The sequence below is a fragment of the Kineococcus auxinigenes genome, from assembly GCF_050871525.1.
In the GTDB taxonomy this organism is placed as follows: Bacteria; Actinomycetota; Actinomycetes; order Actinomycetales; family Kineococcaceae; genus Kineococcus.
This window is the reverse complement of the sequence record NZ_JBKBCT010000004.1, coordinates 32290-56598: the sequence shown is the minus strand read 5'-3', so window position 1 is coordinate 56598 and position 24309 is coordinate 32290. Positions and strand designations below refer to the sequence as shown.

Here is a 24309-nt window from a genome sequence, read left to right as displayed (position 1 = left end):
TCAATGGTTGAGGCTCTCAACAAGGTACGCCTACTGCTTGCCTCATGCAACCTGTCTGCTGGAGGTCGCCCCCAGCCACCCTCCCCCCACCCCGCGGTGATCGAGGAAGTCGCGACTTCCTCGATCACCGCGGGGTGGTGGGAGGGGGAGGGCTGGCAGGGTGAGGGGTGCGGGTGCACGATCGACCCGCACGCCAGGACGCCACCGGCACGGAAGAGGGACCATGACGAACCCGCGCGCGGGCCAGCACGCCGACGCCTCCGACCTCATCGACGTCGCGCACGTCGTGACGGCCTACTACGCGCTGACCCCGGACCCCTCCGACGTCGGCCAGCGCGTCACCTTCGGCACCTCCGGGCACCGCGGCTCCAGCCTGGACGGGGCGTTCAACGAGCAGCACATCCTCGCCACCACCCAGGCGATCGTGGACTACCGCCGCGAGCAGGGCTTCGACGGTCCGCTGTTCCTCGGCCGCGACACCCACGCCCTGTCCGAGCCGGCGTGGAGCTCGGCGCTGGAGGTCCTGGCCGCCAACGACGTCACCGTCCTGGTCGACGACCGCGACAGCTGGACCCCCACACCGGCGGTCTCGCACGCGATCCTGCGCGCCAACCGCGACGGCTCCTCGATCCGCACCACCGGCCCCGGCCTGGCCGACGGCATCGTGGTGACCCCCTCGCACAACCCGCCGCGCGACGGCGGCTTCAAGTACAACCCGCCGAACGGCGGGCCCGCCGACACCGACGCCACCGGGTGGATCGCGAAGAAGGCCAACGCCTACCTCGAGGCCGGCCTGGACGGCGTGCGGCGCATCCCGTTCGCGAGGGCGCGCGCCGCCGCGCAGGGCTACGACTTCCTCGGCACCTACGTCGACGACCTTCCGAACGTGCTGGACATCGACGCGATCCGCTCCGCCGGGGTTCGCATCGGCGCCGACCCCCTGGGCGGGGCGAGCGTGGAGTTCTGGGCGGCGATCGCCGAGCGGCACCGCCTGGACCTGACGGTCGTGAACCCGCTGGTGGACCCGACCTGGCGGTTCATGACCCTGGACTGGGACGGCAAGATCCGCATGGACTGCTCCTCCCCGTCCGCGATGCACTCCCTCATCGACCGCCGCTCGGAGTTCCAGGTCGCCACCGGCAACGACGCCGACTCCGACCGGCACGGCATCGTCACCCCCGACGCGGGGCTGATGAACCCCAACCACTACCTCGCGGTGGCGATCCAGTACCTGTTCTCCACGCGCGACGGCTGGCCGGAGGACGCGGCGATCGGCAAGACGCTGGTGTCCAGCTCGATGATCGACCGCGTCGCGCAGGACCTGGGCCGCACGCTGCTGGAGGTCCCGGTCGGGTTCAAGTGGTTCGTGCCGGGCCTGCTGGACTCCTCCGTCGGCTTCGGCGGCGAGGAGAGCGCCGGTGCGTCGTTCCTGCGCCGCGACGGGTCGGTGTGGAGCACCGACAAGGACGGCATCCTGCTGGCGCTGCTGGCCTCGGAGATCATCGCCACCACCGGCCGCACCCCCAGCGAGCACTACGGCGACCTGACCGCCAAGCACGGCGCGCCGCAGTACGTGCGCAGCGACGCCGCCGCCACCCGCGAGCAGAAGGCGACCCTGTCGAAGCTGTCCGCCGAGCAGGTCACCGCCGAGGAGTTCGCCGGCGAGCGGATCGTCGCCAAGCTCACCGAGGCGCCCGGCAACGGCGCGAAGGTCGGCGGGCTGAAGGTCGTCACCGAGAACGCCTGGTTCGCCGCGCGCCCCTCCGGCACCGAGGACGTGTACAAGATCTACGCGGAGTCCTTCAAGGGCGGCGACCACCTGCGCCGGGTGCAGTCCGAGGCGCAGGAACTGGTCGACGGGGTCCTCGCGGGATCGTGACGCGGGCGGTGGGGGCGTGACGAGGGTCGACCAGTGGGTCTGGGCGGTGCGACTGTACAAGACCCGCTCGGTGGCCGCGGCAGCCGTCAAGGCGGGGCACGTGCGCGTGAACGGCGAGCGCGCGAAACCCGCCACGAAGGTGGTGCCCGGCGACGAGGTGCGGGTGCGCGCCGAGGGCTACGAGAAGGTCTTCGAGGTGGTGCAGCCGCTGACCAAGCGGGTCGGTGCGCCGGTGGCCGCGCAGGCGTACGTCGACAACTCCCCTCCCCCGCCGCCGAAGGACGAGTTCTTCGGGGCGTTCGGCAACCGCGACCGCGGTGCCGGGCGCCCCACGAAGCGGGACCGGCGCGAGATGGAGCGGCTGCGCGGCGCGCGGGAGGGGTGAGAACCGCGGGGGGGGGGGGGGGGGGGGGGGGGGGGGGGGGGGGGGGGGGGGGGGCGCGGGGGGGGGGGGGGGCCTCATCCCCCGGGGCCCCGCCGCCCCGCCCCCCCCCCCGGCGGGTCAGTCGTCGAAGCCGGTGCTCGTGCTGAGCTCGCGCCACGCGTCCAGCTCCGCGCGCTGGGCGTCGAGGACGCCGCCGAACGCCTCCACCGCGTCGCCGCCGAGGAAGAGCCGGCCGGGCGGCTCGGGCGAGCGCACCGCGGTGATGATCGCCTGCGCGGCCTTGGCCGGGTCGCCGGGCTGGGTGCCGTGGACGGTGTCGTTCTCCTTGCGGCGCTTGCCGGCGGTCTCGGCGTAGTCGGCGATGGCCTCGGCGGACTGCGTCAGCGAACGGCCGGCGAAGTCGGTGCGGAAACCGCCGGGGGCGACGATCGTCACGCTGATCCCCAGCGGCGCCAGCTCCTGGCGCATCGAGGTGGACAGCGCCTCCAGGGCGGCCTTGACGGCGGCGTAGTAACCGGAGCCGGGCGGGCAGACGTGCGCGCCGATGGAGGAGAGGTTGACGATCGCGCCGGAGCGGCGCGCGCGCATGCCGGGCAGCACCGCCTTGGCCGTGGCGACCGCCCCGAACACGTGGGTGTCGAAGAGCCTCCGCACGTCGGCGTCGTCGCCCTCCTCGACGGCGGCGCGGTAGCCGTACCCGGCGTTGTTGACCAGGACGTCGACGCCGCCGAACCGCTCCTCGGCCCGGCGCATCGCGTCGGCCACCTGCGCGGGGTCGGTGACGTCCAGCGCGAGCGCCAGGGCCGTGCCGGGGTGCTGCTGCTCCAGGTCGCGCACCCGCTCCACGTCGCGGGCGGTGACGACGGCGTTCTCGCCGGAGGCCAGGACGGCTTCGGCGAGGGAGCGGCCGAGGCCGGTGGAGCAGCCGGTGATGAACCAGGTGGGCACGTGGGGGTCCTCTCGTCGCGGTGGGGCCGGGGCCGCCGGGCGCGCTCCAGTCTCGTCCGCGGGGCCCGGCGCGCCAGCCGACGCGGTGGCGGTGGGCGAGCGCCGGCACCTGGCAGGCTGTGCGCGAACGGTCCGTTCCGCGACCCCCGGGAGCACGCCATCCACGCACGCACAGCCAGCGGCCTGCTCGTCCTGGCGCTCGCCCTGACCTCCTGCACCTCCTCGGCGGCCGGCGAGGGCGACGACGCGGGCGCGGGGCAGCGCTCCGCCGCCTCCGCCACCACGTCGTCCGGCGCGGTCCTGGCGCGGCCCGCGGGGCGCAGCGCGCTGCTGGCCGCGGCCTCCGGCCCGGAGGCGGCGGTGGCGCTCAGCGCCCACCTGCTGGAGACCAGCCCGTCGGTGGTGGTGGCCGCGGACGAGCCCGCGGCGCTGGAGCGGGGTGCGGCGGTGGCGGCCGGGCTGGGCGTCCCCCTGCTGCTGCCGGGCGCCGCGACGGCCGGGGAGGTGCGCCGGCTGGGCGCCGAGGAGGTGCTCACCGTCGGCGGGGTGGCCGCGACGTGGGCCGAGCAGGCGCTGACCGAGCGCGGCGACCCGGACGTGCAGGAGGCCGGGGCACCCCGCCCCGCCACCTCGCAGGGCGGCACCAGCACCGTCGTGCTGCTGACCGGGGCCGCGTGGGAGGCCGCCGCCGCGGCCACGGCGCGGGCCGTGGGGGCGCAGGTGCTGACCGTCCCGTCGGGCGATCCCCGCGCCGACGGCGCCGTCGTCGAGGCGCTGCACGCCGCCGCCCCGCAGCACGTGGTGGGGCTGGGCCCGGCGTTCGCCGCGCAGGACGTCTTCGCCGCCCGCGTCGAGACGGCCGTCACCGGGGTGCAGGTGCCCGGCGGCGGGCAGCTGCCGCTGGCGGGCCGGCGCCTGATCGCCCTGTACGGGCACCCGGGGGCACCGAGCCTGGGGCTGCTGGGCGAGCAGCCGCTGCAGGCCACCCTGGAGCGCGCCCGGGAGCTGGCGGGCCGCTACGACGGCCTGGACGAGCGGCCGGCGGTCCCCACGCTGGAGATCATCACGACGGTGGCGTCGGGCTCGCCGGGCCCGGACGGCGACTACTCCAACGAGGTCGACCCGGCCGAGCTGGAGGAGTGGGTGGACGCCGCCGGGGCAGCCGGTGTCGCCGTCGTCCTGGACCTGCAGCCGGGCCGCACCGACTTCCTCACCCAGGCGAAGCGCTACGAGTCGCTGCTGCTGCGCCCGCACGTCGGGCTCGCCCTGGACCCGGAGTGGCGGCTGGCGCCCGGGCAGGTGCACCTGCGCCAGATCGGGTCGGTGGGCGCGGACGAGGTGAACGCCGTCGGCGACTGGCTGGCGCAGCTGGTCCGGGAGAACGCGTTGCCGCGCAAGGTGTTCCTGCTGCACCAGTTCCGCACCTCGATGGTGCGCGACCGCGAGTCCGTGGACACCGGCCGGGACGAGCTCGTCACCGTCGTGCACGCCGACGGCCACGGCACACCGGGGATGAAGGAGGCCACCTACGGGGTGCTGACCTCCCAGGGCCCGCCCGGGCTGGTGTGGGGGTGGAAGAACTTCCTCGACGAGGACGACCCGACGTTCACCCCGGCCGAGACCGTCGCCGTGGAACCGTCACCGGTGTTCGTGTCCTACCAGTGAGCGGTGGCCGGGACCGGGAGGTCACCACGTCGAGCCTCCACGAGCGGCACGCTGGTGGTGTGGTCCAGCCGGGGTCGCGACCCCGCGATCGAGGCGGTGCGAACCGCGAGCACCAGCAGCACCGACGCCGAGCGGGCGGAACGGGCCCGGCAACGTGAACGGCTCCCCGAGTGGATCCGGACGCCGGGGTCCCCGGGCCGGGTGGGACGCGATCTGCTTGTTCGCCTCCGACGACTGACGGGACTTCACGGTCATGCCGATGTCGTGACGCCCCCTCCCGTGGTGATCTTGCACGCTTGAGGGCTCAACCGTGCAAGATCACCACGGGGGTGCTGGACGGGCTCGCCGCACACCGTCGCCGGCACGCCCGAGCGGTGACGGCCCACCCCGGCGTGTTCACCCCCGCCTGCAGCACCGCTGCCCGCCGCGGTTCCGAGCGCCCGGTCATCCCGCGTTGTGCGCGGCCCTGAGCTGTCGGCGACATCGCGATCATGTCGATGGTCGAGCGGTCGGAAAGTACGCGATCGCTACCGAGCAAGCCGCGGTGAGCGACCACGCAGCTGGCCATGCGCGATCATGGCTGGCCGCGACCTCACGGTTTTGGACGTCACACCCCGTAGACCTGCGCAAGCAGCGCCCCACCTCCGCTCCACCGTGACGACTGCAACCCAGGCGCCTACGGTGGATGAGGTGGCGCGCCCGTGGATCACGGTCAGGGTGCGCACGCACGCAGTGCCGACGCCGCACCTACGACCGCGGCAACAAGCCGGCGGGCACCGTCCCAGCTGCGTCAAGGACGACCGCAGTGCCACCTGAGGAAGGGAACGAGCCCGTGCTGCAGAAGACCACCGCCGCCCTGCTGGTACTGGGCGGTGCGATCTGCCTGTCCCTGCTGCTGTTCGCGTACCCGCAAGCACGCACCGGCATCGTGCTGGCCACGCTGACCGGAGCCGCGATCGTGGCCGGCTACTGGCTCAGGTGGTCCACCAAGCACCACCACACTCCGCAACGCGCCCACTTCCGCGTACCGGAGCAGGCCCGCACGCGCTGATCTGCGGGCGAACCGCCGTCGGGCTGACGACGTCGCCCCACCGCACACCACCGGTGCCGCACACCTAGAGGTACCCGGCACTGCGCGCTCTTGCCGCCGACCTCATGGTCATCCCGCTGGCCAGGACGTCGTCGACCGCTCGGATCTGCCGATCTGCGAGCGGTCGCCCACCCGTCCACGAGCGAAGACGTCGTCGTCCGCGTGCTCATGGCCGACCGGCCCGTCGGTGTCGCGGACCGGTCAGTGGGTGGTGCGCAGTGCCTCCAGTACCACCTGCAGCGCCTGCCACGCCTGGTCCACGGCCGCGGCCGGGTCGGGGCCGTTCGCGGCCCAGGAAGCCGCTTCATCCATGGCGCCGGACAGCACCGCGGTCACCGCCCCCGCCTGGGCGTCGTGCAACCGCCCGGCGTTCTGCAGCTCCTGCACCCCCTCGTGCAGCAGGCGCCGGGAATGGCGCGCATCCAGTTCGCGCCAGCGGGCCCAGCCCAGCACCGCCGGCGCCTCCACCAGCAGCACCCGGCGCACCTGCTGCGCGGTGCTGGCCAGCAGGAACGCCCGGCACCCGGCCACGAGCTGTTCCCAGGCGTCCTCACCGGCGGCCTGCGCCGCCTGCTGCACCCGCTCGGCAACCTGCTGCTGCACCCGCTCGACGACCGCGGTGAACAACCCCTCCCGGCTGCCGAAGTGGTGGTAGAGCGCGCCGCGGGTGACCCCGGCGGTGCGGGCGATCTCCTCCAGGGCGACGTCGGCGTAGCCGCGTTCGCCGTACAGGCGCTGCGCAGCGTCCAGCACCGCAGCAGCCGTGGCCTCGCTCTGCGCCTTGGTGGTGCGCACCCCTGCTCCTCCCCGGTCCGCCGCGGCTCCCGATCGACGACCATTTACATACGAACTGTCTGTATGTAAGCGTAGCAGTGCACTCCCTCCCCCGATCGAGTCAGGAGCACACCGTGCACATCACCAGCGCCTACCCCGTCCTGCTCAGCTCCGACGTCGCCGCCACCGCGCACTTCTGGCGCACCCACTTCGGCTTCGAGACCACCTTTGAGGTCGACTGGTACGTCAGCCTGCGCAAGCAGCAGTGGGAACTGGGCGTCGTCGCCGCCAACCACGCAACCGTCCCGGCCACCCACCGCCGACCCACTGGCGCCTTGCTGGTCAACCTCGAAGTCGACGACGTCGACGAGCAGTACCGCCGACTCGTCCTGGAGGGGTCCTTGACCGCGGTGCTGGACCTGCGCTCCGAGCCGTTCGGGCAGCGGCACTTCATCCTCGCCGCCCCCGACGGCGTCCTGGTGGACGTCATCACCCCCATCGAACCCGACCCGACGTACGCCTCCGCCGTGGTCACCTCCACGTCAGGCGGCAACGCCTGAGCAGTCGAGCTCCAGGTCAGCGAACAGCGCCCCCGCAGAGGGCGGGCGACTTCACTCTCATCCCGCGCTGCGCGCGACGTCGCGGTCATCCCGCAGACCTGGCGCGGTCCTGTTCAAGAGCGGATGCGGCCTGCGCGGGGGGCGTGAGCAAAGCTGGAGGGATGCACGCCGCCAAGCGACTGGTCACCTCCATCGACATCAACGAGGCCGCAGGAGCGGAGTTCAACAGCGATCACCGCACGTCCATCTCAGCGCTGCACGAACTCGAGCTCGCCGATGGACAGCGGCTGACTCTGCTCGACGACCGCGGCTGGTCTTCCAGCGGTCCCGGCGACATCTGGGCGTACGAGTCCATGCAGGGCATGGTGGAGACCGCGCGCGTGGTGGTCGGCCCCGACGAACCACCCGAGGGCCGCACCCCCGAGGAAGAAGCGGCACTGCACTGGGCCTACCTGGCGGACATCGCCCAGTCGCACGGGGTGCACATCGAGGCGGGCGGGCTGGCTGCGCTGCCGCACGACGTGGACGTCAGCCCGGCGATCCGAGCGCGGCTGCCCCGTTGAGCGGAGTGAGGCAACCGCACTGAGGCCGAGTTGCTCGGCGATGCAAGCGGCTGGGCGATGCGCGCGGTCATCCCGCAGACAGCACGCGGTCCTGACGATCTGCGAGCGGTCGCGCAGGTGGTCCGGGCACCCGCCCACGGCACTTCCAAGACCTGGTGGGCCGTGACTGCGGCACCCCGCACGGAGCACCCGACAACGAGCCGGCAGATGCACCCCAGCGAGGCACCCCAGCCGAGTACGCGCCGCTGCGAGCCCCCACCGCAGCCCGGCACGCACGGCAGGCCCCCTCTCGCCACCAGCGGCCCGCCCGTGCCACGGTGAAGGAGCACCACCAGCCAACGACGGTCGGAGGAGAAGCCGTGACCCTGCACCTCACACAGGCTGCGCCCACCGCCATGGGCCGTGCTGGTGGCGGTGACGGCATCGCCGACGTCCTGGCCAGATACGCCGGCGTGGGCATCTGGGTAGTCCTCGGCCTCGCCATCCTGATCCGGCTGCTGCAGATCGCGCTCGAGCGGAAGAGCTCGGCCAGCAAGCACCAGGACATCAAGACCAAGGTCGCCGACCCCCTCATGCAGGCCGGAGCGGTGAACTCGAAGATCTACGGCTGGACGCCCAGCGACTCTCGATCGATGCCCTCCCCGCCGATGCAGACCACCACCAGCGAGAGCGACCCTCACAGGCCATCGAGGACCGAGGGCGAGTAGCCCACTGAGCATCAGCTCTCCGACCTCACGGTCATCCCGCTGGCAAGCGTGTTCTGGAGCGTGCTCGGAGGGACAGCAGACTCGCGGTCGTGGCTCCTGCGGTCAGAAGCGTCGCCAGCATCCACGGCAGCGCCGGCCACGCCGGAGGCTCGTCGAAGCTGCTGTCAGCGATGACCACGCTCTTCGCCGTCCACACCGCCAGCAGCACCAAGCTGAGCAGGTACAGCCCCACGGCCCAGCGGTTCCAGGACCGTCGAGCGGCCGCCACCAGCAGGGGCAGCACTACGACGACCAGGGCTACGGCCATCGGGCCGACGGCGTTGATCACTCCCACGACGCGGATTCCGGCCCGGCGATGACGTGCACCCCCTACCGTGCCCGATCGGCTCACCGCGCGAGGAGCAGAGCCGGCTGCTTCGCGACCTCTTCACCGACCGCACGGTCATCCCGCGTCGTGGTCGTCACCCGAGCGGTGCCCGGTTGGTAGAGGCGCGACCTCGACACCCTGCTGGCGCCTGGCTCGATGACTGCTCACCTGGCGCCTCTCAGCGCTGACCGAGGCGGCGAGCGACCGCTTCGGCATCCTCCGGCGGCAGTTGCGGGACGTTGCTCAGCAGCGGCAGCAGATCCGGCTGCGTGGTGAACGCGGCGAACGCCGTGGCCACGCTCACCCCGTGCGCTGGCACGTCCAAGACCTCGATCCGCGTACCGGCGCTGAGCGTTCCCGGCGCCAGCACCCTCAGGTAGGCCCCGGGAACACGTGCTCGGGTGAAGCGCGGCAACCACCGCTGCTCTCCCAACCACACCGCGAACGTCACACACGGGATCCGTGGGCAGGAGACCTGTAGGACCACCTCACCGATGGACCAACGTTCGCCGATGACCGCGTCGTTGACGGCCAGCCCCGAGGTGGTGAGGTTCTCCCCGAAGGTGCCGTTGGGCAGCGGACGGCCCAGTTCGTCCTCCCACAGGTCCAAGTCCTCGCGAGCGTAGGCGTAAACGGCCTGGTGGTCGCCACCGTGGTTGGCGGTGTCGCTGATGTGATCACCTGCCAGGCCGCTACCGCCTTCCCCCTTGGGGCCGGGCGCCCGTACCGCTACCGAGCCGGCTACCGGCCGCTTGTCGATGCCGCTGGTCCCCGACTTCGCCGCGATGGGCCGCCGCTGGCCGACGTTGACGCTCAGGATGACGGCCACGCGGCCACCCTAGGAGCTGCCGCGTCGAGCGGACAGCGACTTTCCCGCCGCGCCCGCGAGCACCTTGAAGCAGTGCTCGCTCATGACACGGATGGCGGCGCACGACTTCACGGTCATCCCGCAGACATCGCGCTCTCATCGAAGAGCAAGTCGTCAACGGCGCGGGTGCACCGCACGCGCGGCTCGACCAGCCACGACCGTGACGTGCAGCAGCACCGCCACCACCCCGGCGTAGCCGGCACCGAAGGCCGTCAGGGTCACCACCTCACCCCACGAGCGTCCAGAGCCCACCACGGCCAGCACCACGCCCACCACCGCAGCCACCGCCGCGACCCAGCCGGCCCGGCGCAGCCCCGGCTGCGCGGCTCGGTGCCCGACCCGCCAGCACTCGTCGCAGTGCGTGGTCGCCCTGGTGCGCACGCCCATCAGGGAGTTGCGCTCCAGCCCGCCGGAGTGGACAGCCCTGGCCATGACCACCAGCAGCACTGCGAGCACCGCCAAGCCCCACACGGCCGAGATGACAGCCCCTACCGGCACGCTCGCACCTCTCAACGCTGGGTGATCAACACCCTCAGCTTGGCAGCCAGGTGGTGACCGTCCGCACTCACCCACCCTGTGCGCCCGCTTCGCGACGTGTCGGAGGTGCTGGTCGCAGGACGGGCCGCACGCACGGTCATCCCGCGGTGTGCGCGCTGTCGCGGGCGGTCGACGCCGACTCAGCTCTGCGACTGTCACCGATGTCCTGATGCAGAACTGTCACCGATGTCCTGAGACATCACAATTCCATCAGCCCGACCAGCGCCACGGCGAAGGTGCAGGGGGCGATGGTCCGCAGCGTCGTGCACGTCATCGGCACGTTCGGGAAGAACAGCCTCGGCAGGAACACCATGACGGCGATGCCGACGGCCACCATCGCGTAGACGACCCACGGCACGTCGCGCAGGTGCGGCAGCTGGGCGGTGAAGATGAGGATGGCCAGGGCGTTGACGAAGCCGACCACGACGCTGCGCGGGATGAACCGCATCAGGCGCGCCACCCCGAGCAGCCCGAGGACCACCTGGAAGACGCCGGCCAGGATCACGGCGGCGATGAGGTGGTCCAGCCCGTGCTCGCGCACCAGGGGGGCGATGACCAGCGCCACCGCACCGGTGGCCGCGGAGATCATCGCCGGGCGCCCGCCTGGGTGTTGCCTCCTCGTCCGCACCAGGACGCGGCGCTGCGCTGGTTCGTCCTCGGGGAGGTCCGCTGCGGACCGGAGCGCCACGCGGGCACCTCGACGGCCGAACCGGACCAGCACGCGCAACCCCGACGTGACGTCGAGGTTGCGCCCACGGGGTCGACCCGCCCCTGCCTGGCGGATGACGGCGCACCCTCGCCGACCAACACTGCCGTTGCGTGAGGGTACTGTCCTGCGCGGGGGACGAGCAGGCTCGACAGGGCACCGCAGGGGGAGATGTGACCAGCGCTCACGAGGATTCCCACGAGGCTTGCGGTGCCGTCGGCGCGCCACCTGCCGCGGGGGCGCAGGCGCAGGTGGGCCGATCGCCGCGTCCACGCCGCGGTGCGGTGCGGCCACGGCCCTCGCTGGCCGAGGCCTTCGACCCGCGCGGCAACGCCCTGGACGTTCTGCGCCTGGCCCTGGCCGTCGTCGTGGCCCTCACCCACGCCACCCTGCTCGGCTTCGGGTGGCAACCGGTGTGGGGCTCGGCGTACCTGGGGGACCTGGCCGTGGACGGCTTCTTCGTCCTCAGCGGCTTCCTCGTGGCCCGCAGCTACCTGCGCCTGGGCTCGCTGCGGCGCTACGCCTGGCACCGCTTCTTGCGGATCATGCCCGGGTTCTGGGTGTGCCTGCTCCTCGTCGCCGGCGTGGTGGCACCGCTGGCCGCGCTCCTGTCCGGGCGCCCGGCGACCTCGGTGCTCACCGGGGAGGACACCGCGCTCAGCTACGTCACCTCCAACGCGCTGCTGCGCATCAACCAGCTCGGCGTCGACGGCGTGGGCAACCCGGCCGACGCGGGCGATCCGTCCCTGGACGGGTCGTTGTGGAGCCTGTTCTATGAGGCGCTGTGCTACGGCGCCGTGGCCGCCCTGGGCGTGCTCGGCCTCCTGCACCGCCGGCGCTGGGTGCTCGCCGCCCTGTGCGCGCTGCTGTGGGCGGCGACGATCGCCGGCGCGGCCGGGGTGGACGTCGGCTCACCGCTGGTGCTGCGCCTGCTCTTCGTCTTCCTGCTCGGCTCGGCCGCGTTCCTCTTCGCCGAGCGCGTGCCCGTCAGCACTGCCCTGGCGGGCGCGAGCCTGGTGCTGGTCGCCGCCGGGCTGCACCTGCTGCCCGATCACCGCGCCCTGGCCGGGCCCGCCTTCGCCTACCTGCTGCTGTGGGCGGTGGTGCGCCTGCCGCTGCGCCCGCGCCTGCGCTGGGACCTCTCCTACGGGCTCTACGTCTACCACTGGCCCGTCTACCTGCTGCTGTCCCTGGCCGGCGCCGGCGTGCTCGGCGTGCCCGCCTTCACCGCGCTGGGCCTGCTGATCGCCGCCGCGGCCGCCACCGCCTCCTGGCTGCTGGTGGAGGCACCCGCGCTGCGGGCCAAGGACGCCGCCTGGGTGCAGTTCCCCCTGCCGCGCGCAACAGCTCTGACGGCCCGCCTCCGTCCCGGCGCTGGCAGGCGCAAGACCCCCCGCTCCTAGGCTGGGCGGGTGAGCGCTGCAGATCCCGGCGACGTCTCCACCGGTGACCGCACCGGCGAGCCAGCTTCGACGACCCCGCAGCGTCGAGCAGGCACCCGGCACAGCGGGCAGGAGGGCTGGCTGCAGGTCGGTGAGCTCGCCGAACGCGTGCGGCTCTCGCACCGGACGGCAGGCCCGGCGACGGTGCCGCACCGGCCGGGCCACCCGCCGGTCGCACCGGGCTGCAGGATGTGATCGACGACGTGCAGCAGCGCCTCGACGCGGACGCGGATCACGTCGCGCACCTGGCGCACGACCTCGATGCCCTGCCCGGCGGGGTCGGTCGGCTCCCAGTCCCCGTAGCGCTTGCCCGGGTGGAGCGGGCAGGTGTCTGCGCACCCCGTGGTGATGACGGCGTCGGAGGCTTGCACCGCCTCGGGCGTGAAGATCCTCGGCTGTTCGCCGGTGGTGTCGATGCCGACCTCGGCCGTCGCCTGCACGGCGACGGGGTCGACCTGCTCGGCGGGTGGCGGGCCGGGCGCCTCAGCAGGCACCCGGGGACTGGACCGCCTCGCCGGAGCGGCCGTGCAGGAAGCCGGTCGAGAAGCCGAGCCCTGCGCCGGGGCCGATGCCGACCGGCTGAGGCGTGGACACCGGGGAACCGGTGCTGCTGCAGCACGAGCCACCCGAACCCTCGTCGACCTCCACGCTCCCGTCAGCGGCGACCGCCGGGGTGGAGGTCGAGCAGACACCCGTCTCGGGCAGGTCCAGCTGCACGTCCGCGGCCGCTTCGGCGTCGCCCGCGAGGTGCGCGGCGATGGAGCGCACCTGCTCGTAGCCGGTGGCCAGCAGGAACGTCGGTGCGCGCCCGTAGCTCTTTACCCCGGCGATGAAGAACCCGGTCTCGGGGTGGGCCAGGACGTCGGCGCCGTGCGGGGGCACGGTGCCGCAGGAGTGGAACTCCGGGTCGATCATCGGCGCGAGGCGGGCCGGGGCCTCCACACCGGGGTCCAGGTCCAGGCGCAGCTCGCGCAGCACCCCCAGCTCGGGACGGAAGCCGGTGGCCGCGGCGATGACGTCGACGGCCAGGCGCTGTTCCCCGGCCGGGGTCTTCGCCACCACGACGACCTCGTCACCGCGGGGTTCCAGGGCGCTGATGGTGACCTCGGTGTGCAGCTCGATGCGCCCGGACTCCACGGCCTCGCGCAGCCGGGCGCCGAGGGCCCCGCGGGCGGGCAGCCCGTCCAGGTCCCCGCCGCCGAAGGTGCGCTGCACCGAGGCGCCGCGCACCGCCCAGAGGATCCGGGTCGAGGGTTCGTCCTGGGCGAGGGCGACGAGGTGCAGCAGGCTGTTGGTCGCGGAGTGCCCCGCGCCGACGACGAGCACGCGGCGGCCGGCGAAGCGGTCGCGCTCGGCGCCCAGCACGTCCGGCAGCGGACCGGCCAGGAACGGCGCCGCCTCGTCCTCACCGAGCGCGGGCAGCCCGGAGACGCCCAGGGGGTTGCGCTGCTCCCACGTGCCGGAGGCGTCGATCACGGCGCGGGCGTGGTGGTCGACGATGCTCGTGCGACCCTGCTCGTCGGTGCTGCGCACCCGCACCAGGAACGGGCGCTCGTCACGGCCGGCGCTGCGGGTCTTGTCCAGCCCCGCGCGGCTGACGGCGAGGACGCGGGAGCCGGTGCGGATGCGCGGCGCGAGCTGCCCGGTGGCAGCCAGGGGTTCCAGGTACTGCTCGACGAGATCGGCACCGGTGGGCAGACCGGTCGGGTTCGGGTGCTGCCAGCCGGTGGGTTCCAGCAGCCGGGCCGCGGCGGCGTCGACGTCGTGGCGCCAGGGCGAGAACAGCCGGACGTGCCGCCACTGGCGGATCGCGGCGCCGATCTGCCCGCCGGCTTCGAGCACCAGGGGTTCGAGGCCGCGCTCGAGCAGGTGCGCGGCGGCGGCCAGGCCGACGGGGCCGGCGCCGATGACGACGACGGGCGGTTGAGCGGTCGTGGGGTTCGTCACGGGACGCGCCTCCTCAGCGGGCGGGGACGGTGGGGTCGCCGGGGAAGAAGCGGCGCCCGGCCCACAACGCCACGTAGACGAAGGCGACGAGGACCGGAACCTCGATGAGCGGGCCGACGACACCGGCCAGCGCCTGCCCGGAGGTGACGCCGAAGGTGCCGATGGCCACGGCGATGGCCAGCTCGAAGTTGTTGCCGGTGGCGGTGAAGGACAGCGTGGAGGTCTTCGCGTAGCTCAGCCCGATCGCCCTGCCGAGCACGAAGGAGCCGGTGAACATCAGCACGAAGTAGGCCAGCAGCGGCAGCGCGATGCGCGCGACGTCGCCGGGCTGGGAGGTGATGGCCTCGCCCTGCAGCGCGAAGAGCATGACGATGGTGAACAGCAGCCCGTACAGGGCGATCGGCCCGATCCTCGGCAGGAAGCGCTCCTCGTACCAGGCGCGGCCCCTGGCCCGCTCCCCCAGGGTGCGGGTGAGGAAACCCGCCACCAGGGGGATGCCGAGGAACACGAGCACCGAGACGACGATGGCGCCGACGGAGAACTCCGCGCTGGTGGTGGGCAGGCCCATCCAGCCCGGCAGCACCTGCAGGTAGAACCAGCCGAGGGCGGCGAAGGCGAGGATCTGGAACACCGAGTTGATCGCCACCAGCACGGCGGCGGCCTCGCGGTCCCCGCAGGACAGGTCGTTCCAGATCAGGACCATCGCGATGCACCGGGCCAGCCCGACGATCACGAGGCCGGTGCGGTGCTCGGGCTGGTCCGGCAGCAGCAGCCAGGCCAGGGCGAACATCAGCGCCGGGCCCACCAGCCAGTTCAGCACCAGCGAGGCCACCATGAGCCTGCGGTCGGCGGCGATGCGCCCGGTCTCGCTGTACCGGACCTTCGCCAGCACCGGGTACATCATCAGCAGCAGCCCGATCGCGATGGGCAGGCTCACCGAGCCGACCTCCACCGCGCTCAGCGCGTCGGCCAGGCCGGGCACGACGCGCCCCAGGGCGAGCCCGAGCGCCATGGCCGCGATGATCCACACGGGCAGGAAGCGGTCCAGCACCGACAGGCGCGCCAGCACCGGGGTCTCGGTGCCACCACGGGGGTTCTCGGCGACCAGGTCGCTCATCAGGCAGGTCCTTCCATCGACGTCTGTCGATGACCGACCCTGACAGGGGGACCTGCGGCTGTCAATATCGACATCGATGAATGTCCGGTGCCACACTGGGGCCGTGCCCACCACGACCCCGCCCCTCGTCCCGCCGGCCGGCGCGTCGGAGAGCGCCGCGTGCTGCGCGCCGCTGACCCGCGAGCCGCTCAGCGCCGAGACCGCCGCGGCGCTGGCCCGCACCCTCAAGGCGATCGCCGACCCCGCGCGCCTGCGGCTGCTCTCCCTGGTGGCGGCGCACGAGGGCGGCGAGGCGTGCGTGTGCGACCTGATCGAGCCGCTGGGGCTCAGCCAGCCCACCGTCTCGCACCACCTGAAGGTCCTCGTCGAAGCCGGCCTGCTCACCCGCGACAAGCGCGGGGTGTGGGCCTACTTCGCCGTGGTCCCCGAGGCGCTCGACGCCCTGGCCGCCGTCCTGTCCACCTCCGCGAAGCCCGTCAGCTGACCCTCCCGAGGAGCCCCGGAACCGTGAGCACCCCCCGAGTCCTGTTCGTCTGCGTCAAGAACGGCGGCAAGTCCCAGATGGCCGCCGGCCTGATGCGTGAAACCGCCGGCGACGCCGTCCGGGTCGACTCCGCCGGCACCAGCGCCGGCACCGCCCTGAACGCGCAGTCGGTGGAGAGCCTGCGCGAGGTCGGCGTCGACATCTCCGGCGAGCAGCCGAGGCAGCTGACCGACGAGATGGTCCGCGACGCCGACCTCGTCGTCGTCCTCGGCGGCGAGGCCCGCGTCGAACCGCTCGGCGGCACGCCCGTCGAGGTGTGGGAGACCGACGAGCCCTCCACCCGGGGCATCGAGGGCGCTGAGCGGATGCGCCTGGTCCGCGACGACATCGCGGCCCGCGTCGAGGACCTGGCCCGGCGGCTGACCGCCTGACCCCCGCCTCCCGGTGCGCGCCGCTACCTGGTGGCCGGCGTGCAGCGCACCAGCAGCAGGGTCGTGTCGTCGCCCTCCGCACCCGGCACGACCGTCATGAGGGAGTCGGCCAGCTCCGCCAGCGGCGCGTCCGCCGAGCGCTCCGCGGCGCCGCGCAACTGCTCGATGGTGTCGTCCAGCGAAGCTCCGCGGCGCTCCACCAGGCCGTCGCTGTACAGCACCAGCACCCCGCCGTCCGGGATGCGCACGGCGGCGTCCTCGGCCCGGCCGGTGGCCACCCCCAGCAGCGGGCGCGGCGTCACCGGCAGCAGCGAGGCGCCGCCGCGGTGCAGCAGCAGCGGCGGGGGGTGACCGGCGCTGGCCAGGTGGCCGGTGCCGGTGGCGGGGTCCAGCACCGCGATGACGGCCGTGGCCATGTGCTCGCTGATCACCGAGCCCGCCAGGGCGTCGAGGCGGTCCAGCGCGGCGGCGGGCCCGTGCCCCTCCAGCAGGTACGCCCGCGAGGCGGTGCGCAGCTGCGCCATCGCCGCGGCCGCGTGCACGCCGTGGCCGGAGAGGTCCCCCACCACCACGGCCACCCGCCCGCCCGGCAGCTCCAGCGCGTCCCACCAGTCGCCGCCGAGCTGGCTGCCGCTGGCCGGGCGGTAGCGGGCCAGCACGTCCAGGCCCGGCAGGTGCGGCGGCTGCTCCAGCACGACCGCGCGCTGCAGGGACTCGGCCACCGCGATCTGGTCGCGGACCCGGCCCAGCACCAGGCTGGTGAGCTGGCTGCGCAGCCGGTCCGCGGCGATCGCCTGCCAGCGCTCCCACGCCACGCTGCGCCCGCGCACCACCTCGCGCCACTTCTCGAACGACTTGCGAGGGCTCAACCGGACACCGGGGCCCTCCGCCGCCGCGATCTCCTTGTTGCGCGGGTCGCCGCCCCAGTCGACGACCTCCTGCTGCTCCGGGCGCACCCACAGCAGCCAGCGGTCCGCGCCCAGCCCCACGCGCAGCGCCCCCGAGGCCACCCGCTCGACGGCGGACAGCTCCGGGTCCAGGGAGGCGAGGTGGTCGGTGAAGGTGGGGGCGCCGTCACCGCGGGCCAGCAGCGCGGAGATCCGCCGCAGGACCGCCGGGTCGGGGACCGTCCCCAGGGTCACCAGCCGTCCCCCGTCGGCCAGCGCCGCACCGCTCGCGCCGAGCAGGTCCAGCAGCCGCCGGTCGGCCAGGAGGTTCGCGAACGGGTCCCCGCCGGAACCGGTGGTGCCGGTGACGAGGGCGGCCAGGAGGTCCTGCGCGTGCAGGGCGTCCTCGCGCTCGTCGGAGCGTTCCCGGCTGGCGATGAGCTGCGAGGCGGTCTGCCCCAGGAACTCCGCCGCCGAGCGCGCGTCGTAGCTGGGCCGGTGCGGGCCGGAGTAGTGGTGGCACGCGATGAGCCCCCACAACCGCCCGTCCAGCACGAGCGAGACCGACATGGAGGCGCCGACGCCCATGTTCCTCAGGTACTCGACGTGGATCGGCGAGACGCTGCGCAGCACCGAGTGCGACAGGTCCAGCGGCGCACCCGTGCCGGGGTCGAGCACCGGGTGCAGGCGCGCCGGGACGTAGTCGACGTCCGCGATCAGGCGCGTCCAGTTCACCTCGTACAGCCGGCGCGCCTGCACGGGGATGTCGGACGCCGGGTAGTGCAGCCCCCGGAAGGGGTTCAGGTCGTCGCGGCGGTCCTCGGCGACGACCTCGCCGTTCCACCGCGTGTCGAAGCGGTACACCATCACGCGGTCGAAGCCGGTCAGGGTGCGCACCTCGTGGGCCAGCTGCTGCACGAGCTCCTCGACCGAGGGCGCCTCGGTCAGGCGCCCGACCGCCGCCCGCGTCGAGCGGTACGACACCGGCGAGAAACCCGGGGAGGACCCCACCGGCTCGACCTCGACGACCAGCCGCTCCCCCGACACGTGCAGCACCACGTCGACCTCGGCGCCCGGCCCGGAGGCGAGGTCCGCCGTGGTGTGCAGGGGCTCGCTGACCTGGTCGGCGGCGTTCAGCGCCAGCACCTCGCCGGCCAGGCGGGGGCCCAGCACGTCACGCAGGGGGAGCCCCAGCAGCCCGGTGGCCTCGCGCCCCAGCAGCGCCGAGGTGCTGGCCGAGGCCACGACGACCTCGTGCGTGCCGCGGTCCACCGCCAGCAGGAACCCGTGCGGCTGCACCGCACCGGGCACGTGGATGGGCTCGGTGTCGCAGTTCGTCAGGTCGACCCGGCCGTAGGCGGGCACGTACGGGTCCACCTCGGGATCGGCGGCGGGACCGGCGAGGGGTTCCGCGAGGGGGTGCTCGAGGGGTTCGGCCGCCCGGCCGGCGGGGCGGCGGTTCACGCGGCTCGGTGCGCCAGCGGCGCCAGCCAGCGCCGGTAGGCCGCGAAGGTGTCCACGGCGGTGGCGGCCATCGCCTCCACCTCCGGGTCGCCCGGCCGCCCGAGCGCCTCGACCGCGGCCGCGGTGCCGCGCCAGCGCCGGCCTGCCCCCGGCCGCCCGACCAGGGAGGTGCAGGCCTCCTCCGGGACGCCGGAGGCCACCAGGGATGCCCGGATCAGCTTGCCCCCCAGGGTGGAGCCGTCCAGCACGTAGCAGACGCCCAGCGCCTGGGCCCGGCTCGCGACCACCGGCACGCCCGGGCACGACGGGACGGCGGCGATCTCCCCCGGCAGCGCGCCCAGCACGCGCAGGTCGTCGCGGACCATGCCCGCGCGGGCCCGTTCGGCGACGTCCAGCACGCCGGGGTCGGCCACCGCCCAGCGGGCCAGTCCCCGCTCCAGGGGTTCGAGCAGGCCGAGGGTCAGTTCCAGCCAGCGCCGGTGCACGTCCGCTCCCCAGGGCCGGTTCAGCACGTCCAGGCCGCCGTCCAGCTCCTCGTGCTGGCGCGCGGTGGCGTTGCGAACCCGGGCCAGCGCCCCGCCCGCCACCCGGCCGCGGGAACGCACCGCACCGGCCACGCCGTCCGTCGTCACGTCACCGCTCTCCCCGAACGGCGCTCGCCGTTCTTCCCCTCGACCGTAACCCTTCACGCCTCGCCCGTCACCGCTGCCCGCGACACCCCCGGCAGCCCCGGCCGCGCCACGCGCGCGGTTGCCGCGCGGCGGCGCCCGTGGTGCCATCGGAGTTCGGGCCCGGCCCGGGCCCGGTGCGGTCCACCACGGCCGCTCGACCGGCGGACATCGGAGTTCCCGTGGAAACCCTCAGCACGAACCCCGCCCGCCGGGTTCCCGCCCTCGACGCAGCGGGCGACCCCCGCGTCGTCGACGTGCGGGACCCCGGTCCCCTCGGCGCCCTGCGCGAGGCCTACGGCCAGCGCCTGGCGCTCCTCGCCCGGCACGCCCCCGACGAGGACCTGGCGCGCAACGCGCAACTGGTGCGCTCCCTCGAGGGTGCGCTGCGACCGGGTCGCGTGCGGTTGCGCCGCAGCGGCCCGGACCCGGCGATCTTCCTGGGCTGAGCCCCTCCCGCGCCCCGCCGCACCGGAACCGCGTCAGGACCGCGGCGGGGCGTCCACCCGGGCCAGCACGCGCCCGTCGACGACCCGCACGTCCACCGTGGGCTGCGGGGCGGTGGCCGGCCCGCCGACCACGCGGCCGTCGTCGAAGCGGAACGCGCTGCCGTGCCAGGGGCAGACGACCTCGGGCCCGTCCGCGCCCTCGCGCACCTCGCCGCCGTGCAGACCCGCGCCCAGGTGCGTGCACGTGTCCGTCAGGGCGCGCACCGACGAGCCGCGGCGCAGCACGCACACCGGGGCGTCCCCGACCGAGCGCCGGGTCAGCCGCCCGTCCGGCAGGTCCTCCAGCGCACCGATGTCCACGGGCGAGCCGTCACCGGCCAGGTGCGGCAGGTGCTCGGCGTGGTTCGGCCCGGCGGCCCACCGGTACGCCAGGTGCCCGCCCAGGGCACCGGCCGCACCGGCGGCCAGGGTCCCGGCGCTGCGCAGCAGCGCAGCGCGCCGGCCCGCCACCAGCGAGGCGCCCCAGCAGGCCACCGCCACGGCGTTGCCCGTGGCGTGCACGAGCGCGGTGCGCTGCTGGTCCACGTGCAGGCCCGTGTAGTCGGCCCAGCCGGCCACGGCCGTCGGCACCGCCGACGCCAGCGCCACGGCGCTCAGGCCCCGCGCCGGAGCGTGCAGCGCCTTCCCCCCGGGCAGCACCGCGGCGGCCACGTCCAGCAGCAGCGCCGACACCGACGTGCCGACCGGCAGCTGCGCCATCGCCGGGTGCGCCGGGTGGCCGAAGGGGCGCCCGTGCAGCCAGCCGCGCACCCGCCCCGAGGGCAGCAGGCGGTCGGCGACGGCGCCGGCGCGCGCGGCCAGCGGGTCCAGGGCGGTCAGCCGGGACGGCGCGTCGAAGAGGGTGCCGATCAGGCTCATGCCCCCTGCCTACCGCTGCCGGCGGCGCTCGGCACCTCGGGACCTCGCGCCCCGCCGGGCCCGGTGGCAGGCTCGGGCGCTGGTGCGGTTCCCGCGGTGCGGGACCTCGGGACGGACGACACGACGACGGGAGGCCCTCGGTGCCGGTGCGCGCGGGAGCGGTCGTGGCGGCGGTGGACGACGTGGCCGGGCTGCTCGCGGCCCACGACGAGCCGCTGGAACTGGCCGACGGGCTGGTGCGCCACTGCCGCGACCTGCTGGCCGCCGGCGAGGTGGGGCTGCTCGTGCAGGACGCGCACGGGCACCTGCAGCTGCTGGCCTCCACCAGCGACGGCGCCGAAGCCCTGGAGCTGTTCCAGCTCGAGGCCCGTCAGGGTCCCTGCGTCGACGCCCACCGCACCGGCGCCGTCGTGCAGTGCCCCGACGCCGCGCAGCTGCGGCACCGCTGGCCGGAGCTGGCGCCGGTCGCCGAGCGCCGGGGAGTGGTGGCGGTGCACGCGCAGCCGCTGGTCGTGGCGGGGCGCACGATCGGGGCGCTGGGGTTGTTCCAGGGCCGCGAGGGGCCGCTGGACCCGGGGGAGCTGGCCGTGGTGCGGGTCATGGCGTCGCTGGGCGCGGTGGGCATCACCCAGCTCGAACGGGTGGCGGCGGGCCAGCGGGTGCAGGAGCAGCTGCAGCGGGCGCTGGACAGCCGGGTGGTGCTGGAGCAGGCCAAGGGCGTGCTGGCCGAGCGGCACCGCGTCTCCCCCGAGGAGGCGTTCGCGCAGCTGCGCGCGGCGGCGCGCTCGCAGCGCCGGCGGCTGCACGACGTGGCCCGGGACGTGGTGGAGGGTGCCCCCGAGCAGGGCCTGCCGGGGGTGGGCGCCACCGGGTGAGGGCCTCGTCCCGGCACGAGCGGCGCATGGACCGCAGCGGGGTGGGTACCAGGGCGGCATGAGCACCACCACGGCCCCACCCCGGGGCGGCACGGGCGGCGCCGCCACGCCCGCGGTGCCCGGCGCGGTCCCCGGCGCCCGCGGCGGGACCCGCACTCGCACCCCCGACCTGCTGCTGACGCTGCTGCTGCGGGGCTTCGACGGGCTGCCCCCGCTGCGTCCCGCCCCCGGGGCACCCGCCGGCGCTGCGGTGCGCTCGCGCCTGCTGGGCCGCCCGGCGGTGGTGGTGCGCGGCGCGCAGGGCGTGCGCACCTTCTACGACAGCTCCCTGGTCGCCCGGCGCGGCGCGGTGCCGGGCGCGCTGAGCGACGTGCTGTTCGGCCGCGGAGCCGTGCACGGCCTGGACGACGCCGAGCACCGGGTGCGCAAGGACCTGTTCACCACCGCGCTGACCCCCGAGCGCGTCGACGGGCTCGTGGCCGCCGCTGCGCAGGAGTGGGACCGGGTGGTGCACCGCTGGCCGGGCCGGGACCGCGTCGTCGTCTTCGACGAGGCCGTCGCCGTCCTGGGCCGCGCGGTGCTGCGCTGGTCCGGCGCGGGTGCGGGCGAGGCGACGGACACCGCCCGCGCCGCGGACCTGGCCGCGATCGTCGACGGGTTCGGCTCGGCCGGCCCCCGGTTCCTGCGCGCCGCGCGGGCGCGGCGCCGCTGCGAGCGGTGGGCCGCGCAGGCCGTGCGGGACGCGCGCGCGGGGCGCCGCCCGGCACCGGCCGGCAGCGCGCTGGCGCTGGTCGCCGCGCACCGCGACCCGCACGGGCGGCCGCTGGACGAGCGGACCGCGGCGGTGGAGCTGCTCAACGTCCTGCGCCCCACGGTCGCCGTGGCCTGGCTGGTGGCGCAGGCGGCGGTGGCGCTGCACGGGGAGCCGCGCTGGCGGCACGCCGTGGCCGCCGCCCGCACCGGCGGGCCGGACGCCTCGGACACCGCGGTGGCCGTCGCCCACGAGGTGCGCCGGCGGTACCCGTTCGTGCCCGCGCTGGCCACCCGGCTGCGCCGCGACGCCGAGGTCGCCGGGCACCGCCTGCGCGCCGGCGACCGGATCGTCCTGGACGTGGTCGGCACCCACCGGGACCCGCACGCCTGGCCGTCCCCCGAGGAGTTCGACCCCACCCGCTTCGAGGGCGCCGGTCTGTGCCCGGCCTCGCAGGGTTTCGTCCCGCAGGGCGGCGGTGACGCGCGCACCGGCCACCGCTGCCCCGGCGAGAGCGCCACCGTGCGGCTGCTGGCGCAGGCCGTCGAGGTGCTCTGCGGGCTGGAACTGCTCGTCCCGCCGCAGGACCTGCGGATGCCCGCCCGGCCGGTGCCCTCGCGCCCGGCCAGCGGGTTCGTCGTCACACGGGTCGCCACGGCGACAGGAACACGGGTCGCCGCGGCGCCCGGGGAGGAGCACTGACGTGCGCATCGTCATCACCGGAGCCAGCGGCAGCGTCGGCACCGCCCTGCTGCGGCGCCTCGCCGAGCGCAACGCCGAGGGGGCCGGGCACGACGTGGTCGGGATCGCGCGGCGGCTGCCCCCGGCGGGCACCCACCCGTACGGGATCGCGCGCTGGACGTCCCTGGACGTCGCCGACCCGGCCCGCTACGGGGAACTGCGCGAGGCGGTGCGCGGGGCGGACGCCGTCGTGCACGCCGCCTGGCTCATCCAGCCCGCCCGCGAGCCCGCGGAACTGTCCCGCGTGGACCTCGGCGGCAGCCGCGCCGTGGTGCGGGCCGTGCGCGAGGAGGGCGTCCCCCACCTGGTGCACCTGTCCTCCATCGGGGCCTACTCCCCCCGCCCCGCCGACGACCACCGCGTCGACGAGCGCTGGCCGGTGACCGGGGTGCCGACCCACCAGTACTCGCGGGAGAAGGTCGCCGTCGAGGCCCACCTGGACGTCGTGGAACCCGACGCGCCGGACCTCACCGTCACGCGCGTGCGCCCGGCCCTGGTGTTCCAGCGCGACTCCGCCAGCGAGATCGCCCGCTACTTCGCCGGTGCCCTCGTTCCGGCGCGCGCGCTGGGCCGGGTGCCCCTACCGGTGCTGCCCCTGCCGAAGGGGTTGCGCCTGCAGCTGATCCACGCCGACGACCTCGCCGACGGCCTCGTGCGGATCCTGGAGCAGCGCGCCGGCGGCGCCTTCAACCTCGCCGACGAACCCGTGCTCGGCGGGCGCGACATCGCCCGCGCCCTGGGGGCCCGCCACCTCGTCGCCGTGCCGCACGGGGTGGCCCGCGCAGCCGTGGTCGCCAGCTACCACGCGCGGATCCACCCCGTGCAGCCCGGCTGGTTCGACCTGGCGCTGTCGGTGCCGCTGATGGACACGAACCGCGCCCGCACGGAACTGGGCTGGCAGCCGCGTCACGCGGCGGCGGACGTGCTCGCCGAACTGCTGGCCGGGATGCGCGAGCACGCCGGAACGGCCTCGCCGGCCCTGCGCAGCCGCTCGACGGTGGCACCGGGTTCGCGGGTGGGGACGTGACGCACCGCCGCGGGACGGACCGGCACCGGCGCGGGGCTCACCCGGGCCTCGTCGGTGCG

Annotated in this window: 25 protein-coding genes and 1 pseudogene; 14 read left to right on the top strand and 12 right to left on the bottom strand. The window is 74.8% G+C overall.

What is annotated here, in order from left to right; all coding sequences use genetic code 11:
• Nucleotides 1–223: 223 nt before the first annotated feature.
• Together pgm and ACRYR9_RS03040 are read left to right on the top strand one after the other, a co-directional pair.
• Entirely contained in the window at nt 224–1879 is a 1656-nt protein-coding gene (pgm, locus tag ACRYR9_RS03045) for a phosphoglucomutase (alpha-D-glucose-1,6-bisphosphate-dependent) (protein ID WP_432499148.1), read from the top strand.
• A 16-nt stretch (nt 1880–1895) separates the two neighbouring features.
• A complete protein-coding gene (locus ACRYR9_RS03040) occupies nt 1896–2264 on the top strand; it encodes an RNA-binding S4 domain-containing protein (protein WP_432499145.1) in 369 nt (122 codons plus the stop codon).
• 117 nt (nt 2265–2381) lie between these two features.
• Here the strand turns inward: ACRYR9_RS03040 and ACRYR9_RS03035 are convergent, their stop codons facing one another.
• Nucleotides 2382–3212 (bottom strand): oxidoreductase, encoded by an 831-nt coding sequence (locus ACRYR9_RS03035; RefSeq protein WP_432499127.1) that lies wholly within the window; start codon nt 3210–3212, stop codon nt 2382–2384.
• Here ACRYR9_RS03035 and ACRYR9_RS03030 point away from each other — a divergent pair, their 5' ends adjacent.
• Entirely contained in the window at nt 3213–4877 is a 1665-nt protein-coding gene (locus ACRYR9_RS03030) for a hypothetical protein (RefSeq protein ID WP_432499124.1), read from the top strand.
• An 832-nt stretch (nt 4878–5709) separates the two neighbouring features.
• Entirely contained in the window at nt 5710–5928 is a 219-nt protein-coding gene (locus tag ACRYR9_RS03025) for a hypothetical protein (protein ID WP_432492027.1), read from the top strand.
• Nucleotides 5929–6168: 240 nt separating this feature from the next.
• Here the strand turns inward: ACRYR9_RS03025 and ACRYR9_RS03020 are convergent, their stop codons facing one another.
• Nucleotides 6169–6762, bottom strand: coding sequence for a TetR/AcrR family transcriptional regulator (locus ACRYR9_RS03020; RefSeq protein WP_432492029.1), 594 nt, complete (start codon nt 6760–6762; stop codon nt 6169–6171).
• 113 nt (nt 6763–6875) lie between these two features.
• Here ACRYR9_RS03020 and ACRYR9_RS03015 point away from each other — a divergent pair, with 113 nt between their 5' ends.
• From ACRYR9_RS03015 to ACRYR9_RS03005, 3 genes are all read left to right on the top strand, one after another.
• Nucleotides 6876–7301: a VOC family protein gene (locus ACRYR9_RS03015; protein ID WP_432492031.1), complete on the top strand. Its 426-nt coding sequence runs from the start codon at nt 6876–6878 to the stop codon at nt 7299–7301.
• A gap of 143 nt (nt 7302–7444) precedes the next feature.
• The gene (locus ACRYR9_RS03010; RefSeq protein WP_432492033.1) at nt 7445–7864 is read left to right on the top strand and encodes a hypothetical protein; all 420 of its coding nucleotides are present in this window, start codon (nt 7445–7447) and stop codon (nt 7862–7864) included.
• Between the two features lie 359 nt (nt 7865–8223).
• Nucleotides 8224–8571, top strand: a complete 348-nt coding sequence (locus tag ACRYR9_RS03005) for a hypothetical protein (RefSeq protein ID WP_432492035.1) — start codon at nt 8224–8226, stop codon at nt 8569–8571.
• Nucleotides 8572–8602: 31 nt separating this feature from the next.
• Here the strand turns inward: ACRYR9_RS03005 and ACRYR9_RS03000 are convergent, their stop codons facing one another.
• The 4 genes and pseudogenes from ACRYR9_RS03000 to ACRYR9_RS02985 form a co-directional block, all read right to left on the bottom strand.
• Nucleotides 8603–8905, bottom strand: a complete 303-nt coding sequence (locus ACRYR9_RS03000) for a hypothetical protein (RefSeq protein ID WP_432492037.1) — start codon at nt 8903–8905, stop codon at nt 8603–8605.
• 211 nt (nt 8906–9116) lie between these two features.
• Nucleotides 9117–9767 (bottom strand): MOSC domain-containing protein, encoded by a 651-nt coding sequence (locus ACRYR9_RS02995; RefSeq protein WP_432492039.1) that lies wholly within the window; start codon nt 9765–9767, stop codon nt 9117–9119.
• A 153-nt stretch (nt 9768–9920) separates the two neighbouring features.
• Nucleotides 9921–10304, bottom strand: a complete 384-nt coding sequence (locus ACRYR9_RS02990; RefSeq protein ID WP_432492041.1) for an SdpI family protein — start codon at nt 10302–10304, stop codon at nt 9921–9923.
• Nucleotides 10305–10548: 244 nt separating this feature from the next.
• Nucleotides 10549–10947 (bottom strand): annotated as a pseudogene (locus ACRYR9_RS02985) (SulP family inorganic anion transporter); the annotation flags it as partial.
• 386 nt (nt 10948–11333) lie between these two features.
• Between ACRYR9_RS02985 and ACRYR9_RS02980 the strand changes: the two are divergent.
• Nucleotides 11334–12452 (top strand): acyltransferase family protein, encoded by a 1119-nt coding sequence (locus tag ACRYR9_RS02980; protein WP_432492043.1) that lies wholly within the window; start codon nt 11334–11336, stop codon nt 12450–12452.
• On the opposite strand, the gene ACRYR9_RS02975 is transcribed toward ACRYR9_RS02980, so the two are convergent.
• The 3 genes from ACRYR9_RS02975 to arsB are packed head-to-tail and all read right to left on the bottom strand — an operon-like array spanning nt 12449 to nt 15555.
• Complete coding sequence (locus tag ACRYR9_RS02975) at nt 12449–12985, bottom strand: arsenate-mycothiol transferase ArsC (protein WP_432492045.1); 537 nt, start codon at nt 12983–12985, stop codon at nt 12449–12451. The two genes, ACRYR9_RS02980 and ACRYR9_RS02975, sit on opposite strands and share 4 nt — an antisense overlap.
• Nucleotides 12975–14438: an FAD-dependent oxidoreductase gene (locus ACRYR9_RS02970; protein ID WP_432492047.1), complete on the bottom strand. Its 1464-nt coding sequence runs from the start codon at nt 14436–14438 to the stop codon at nt 12975–12977. Before ACRYR9_RS02970 ends, ACRYR9_RS02975 begins: the two co-directional genes overlap by 11 nt.
• A 13-nt stretch (nt 14439–14451) precedes the next feature.
• A complete protein-coding gene (arsB, locus tag ACRYR9_RS02965) occupies nt 14452–15555 on the bottom strand; it encodes an ACR3 family arsenite efflux transporter (protein ID WP_432492049.1) in 1104 nt (367 codons plus the stop codon).
• Between the two features lie 76 nt (nt 15556–15631).
• On the opposite strand from arsB, the gene ACRYR9_RS02960 reads away from it, so the two are divergent.
• Nucleotides 15632–16039, top strand: coding sequence for a metalloregulator ArsR/SmtB family transcription factor (locus ACRYR9_RS02960; protein WP_432492051.1), 408 nt, complete (start codon nt 15632–15634; stop codon nt 16037–16039).
• Between the two features lie 23 nt (nt 16040–16062).
• Nucleotides 16063–16470, top strand: a complete 408-nt coding sequence (locus ACRYR9_RS02955) for an arsenate-mycothiol transferase ArsC (RefSeq protein ID WP_432492053.1) — start codon at nt 16063–16065, stop codon at nt 16468–16470.
• A gap of 23 nt (nt 16471–16493) precedes the next feature.
• Here the strand turns inward: ACRYR9_RS02955 and ACRYR9_RS02950 are convergent, their stop codons facing one another.
• Both ACRYR9_RS02950 and ACRYR9_RS02945 read right to left on the bottom strand, forming a co-directional pair.
• Nucleotides 16494–18821 carry a SpoIIE family protein phosphatase gene (locus tag ACRYR9_RS02950; protein WP_432492055.1) on the bottom strand — a complete coding sequence of 776 codons (2328 nt, stop codon included), beginning with the start codon at nt 18819–18821 and terminating at the stop codon, nt 16494–16496.
• Nucleotides 18818–19453, bottom strand: a complete 636-nt coding sequence (locus tag ACRYR9_RS02945; RefSeq protein ID WP_432492057.1) for a biliverdin-producing heme oxygenase — start codon at nt 19451–19453, stop codon at nt 18818–18820. Before ACRYR9_RS02945 ends, ACRYR9_RS02950 begins: the two co-directional genes overlap by 4 nt.
• A gap of 218 nt (nt 19454–19671) precedes the next feature.
• Here ACRYR9_RS02945 and ACRYR9_RS02940 point away from each other — a divergent pair, with 218 nt between their 5' ends.
• Nucleotides 19672–19938 carry a hypothetical protein gene (locus ACRYR9_RS02940; protein ID WP_432492059.1) on the top strand — a complete coding sequence of 89 codons (267 nt, stop codon included), beginning with the start codon at nt 19672–19674 and terminating at the stop codon, nt 19936–19938.
• 33 nt (nt 19939–19971) lie between these two features.
• Here ACRYR9_RS02940 and ACRYR9_RS02935 read toward each other — a convergent pair whose 3' ends face one another.
• Nucleotides 19972–20856 (bottom strand): Rieske (2Fe-2S) protein, encoded by an 885-nt coding sequence (locus ACRYR9_RS02935; protein ID WP_432492061.1) that lies wholly within the window; start codon nt 20854–20856, stop codon nt 19972–19974.
• Between the two features lie 140 nt (nt 20857–20996).
• Between ACRYR9_RS02935 and ACRYR9_RS02930 the strand changes: the two genes are divergently transcribed.
• The 3 genes from ACRYR9_RS02930 to ACRYR9_RS02920 are packed head-to-tail and all read left to right on the top strand — an operon-like array spanning nt 20997 to nt 24250.
• Nucleotides 20997–21731, top strand: coding sequence for a GAF and ANTAR domain-containing protein (locus ACRYR9_RS02930; RefSeq protein WP_432492063.1), 735 nt, complete (start codon nt 20997–20999; stop codon nt 21729–21731).
• A gap of 58 nt (nt 21732–21789) precedes the next feature.
• The gene (locus ACRYR9_RS02925; RefSeq protein WP_432492065.1) at nt 21790–23184 is read left to right on the top strand and encodes a cytochrome P450; all 1395 of its coding nucleotides are present in this window, start codon (nt 21790–21792) and stop codon (nt 23182–23184) included.
• A 1-nt stretch (nt 23185) separates the two neighbouring features.
• Nucleotides 23186–24250, top strand: a complete 1065-nt coding sequence (locus ACRYR9_RS02920; RefSeq protein ID WP_432492067.1) for an NAD-dependent epimerase/dehydratase family protein — start codon at nt 23186–23188, stop codon at nt 24248–24250.
• Nucleotides 24251–24309 lie beyond the last annotated feature (59 nt).

Bases quoted from the DNA above. Each gene is read 5' to 3' on its own strand.
- pgm (WP_432499148.1), top strand. From the start codon at position 224: ATGACGAACCCGCGCGCGGGCCAGCACGCCGACGCCTCCGACCTCATC.
- arsB (WP_432492049.1), bottom strand. From the start codon at position 15,555: ATGAGCGACCTGGTCGCCGAGAACCCCCGTGGTGGCACCGAGACCCCG.
- ACRYR9_RS02960 (WP_432492051.1), top strand. From the start codon at position 15,632: ATGAATGTCCGGTGCCACACTGGGGCCGTGCCCACCACGACCCCGCCC.
- ACRYR9_RS02935 (WP_432492061.1), bottom strand. From the start codon at position 20,856: ATGAGCCTGATCGGCACCCTCTTCGACGCGCCGTCCCGGCTGACCGCC.
- ACRYR9_RS02925 (WP_432492065.1), top strand. From the start codon at position 21,790: ATGAGCACCACCACGGCCCCACCCCGGGGCGGCACGGGCGGCGCCGCC.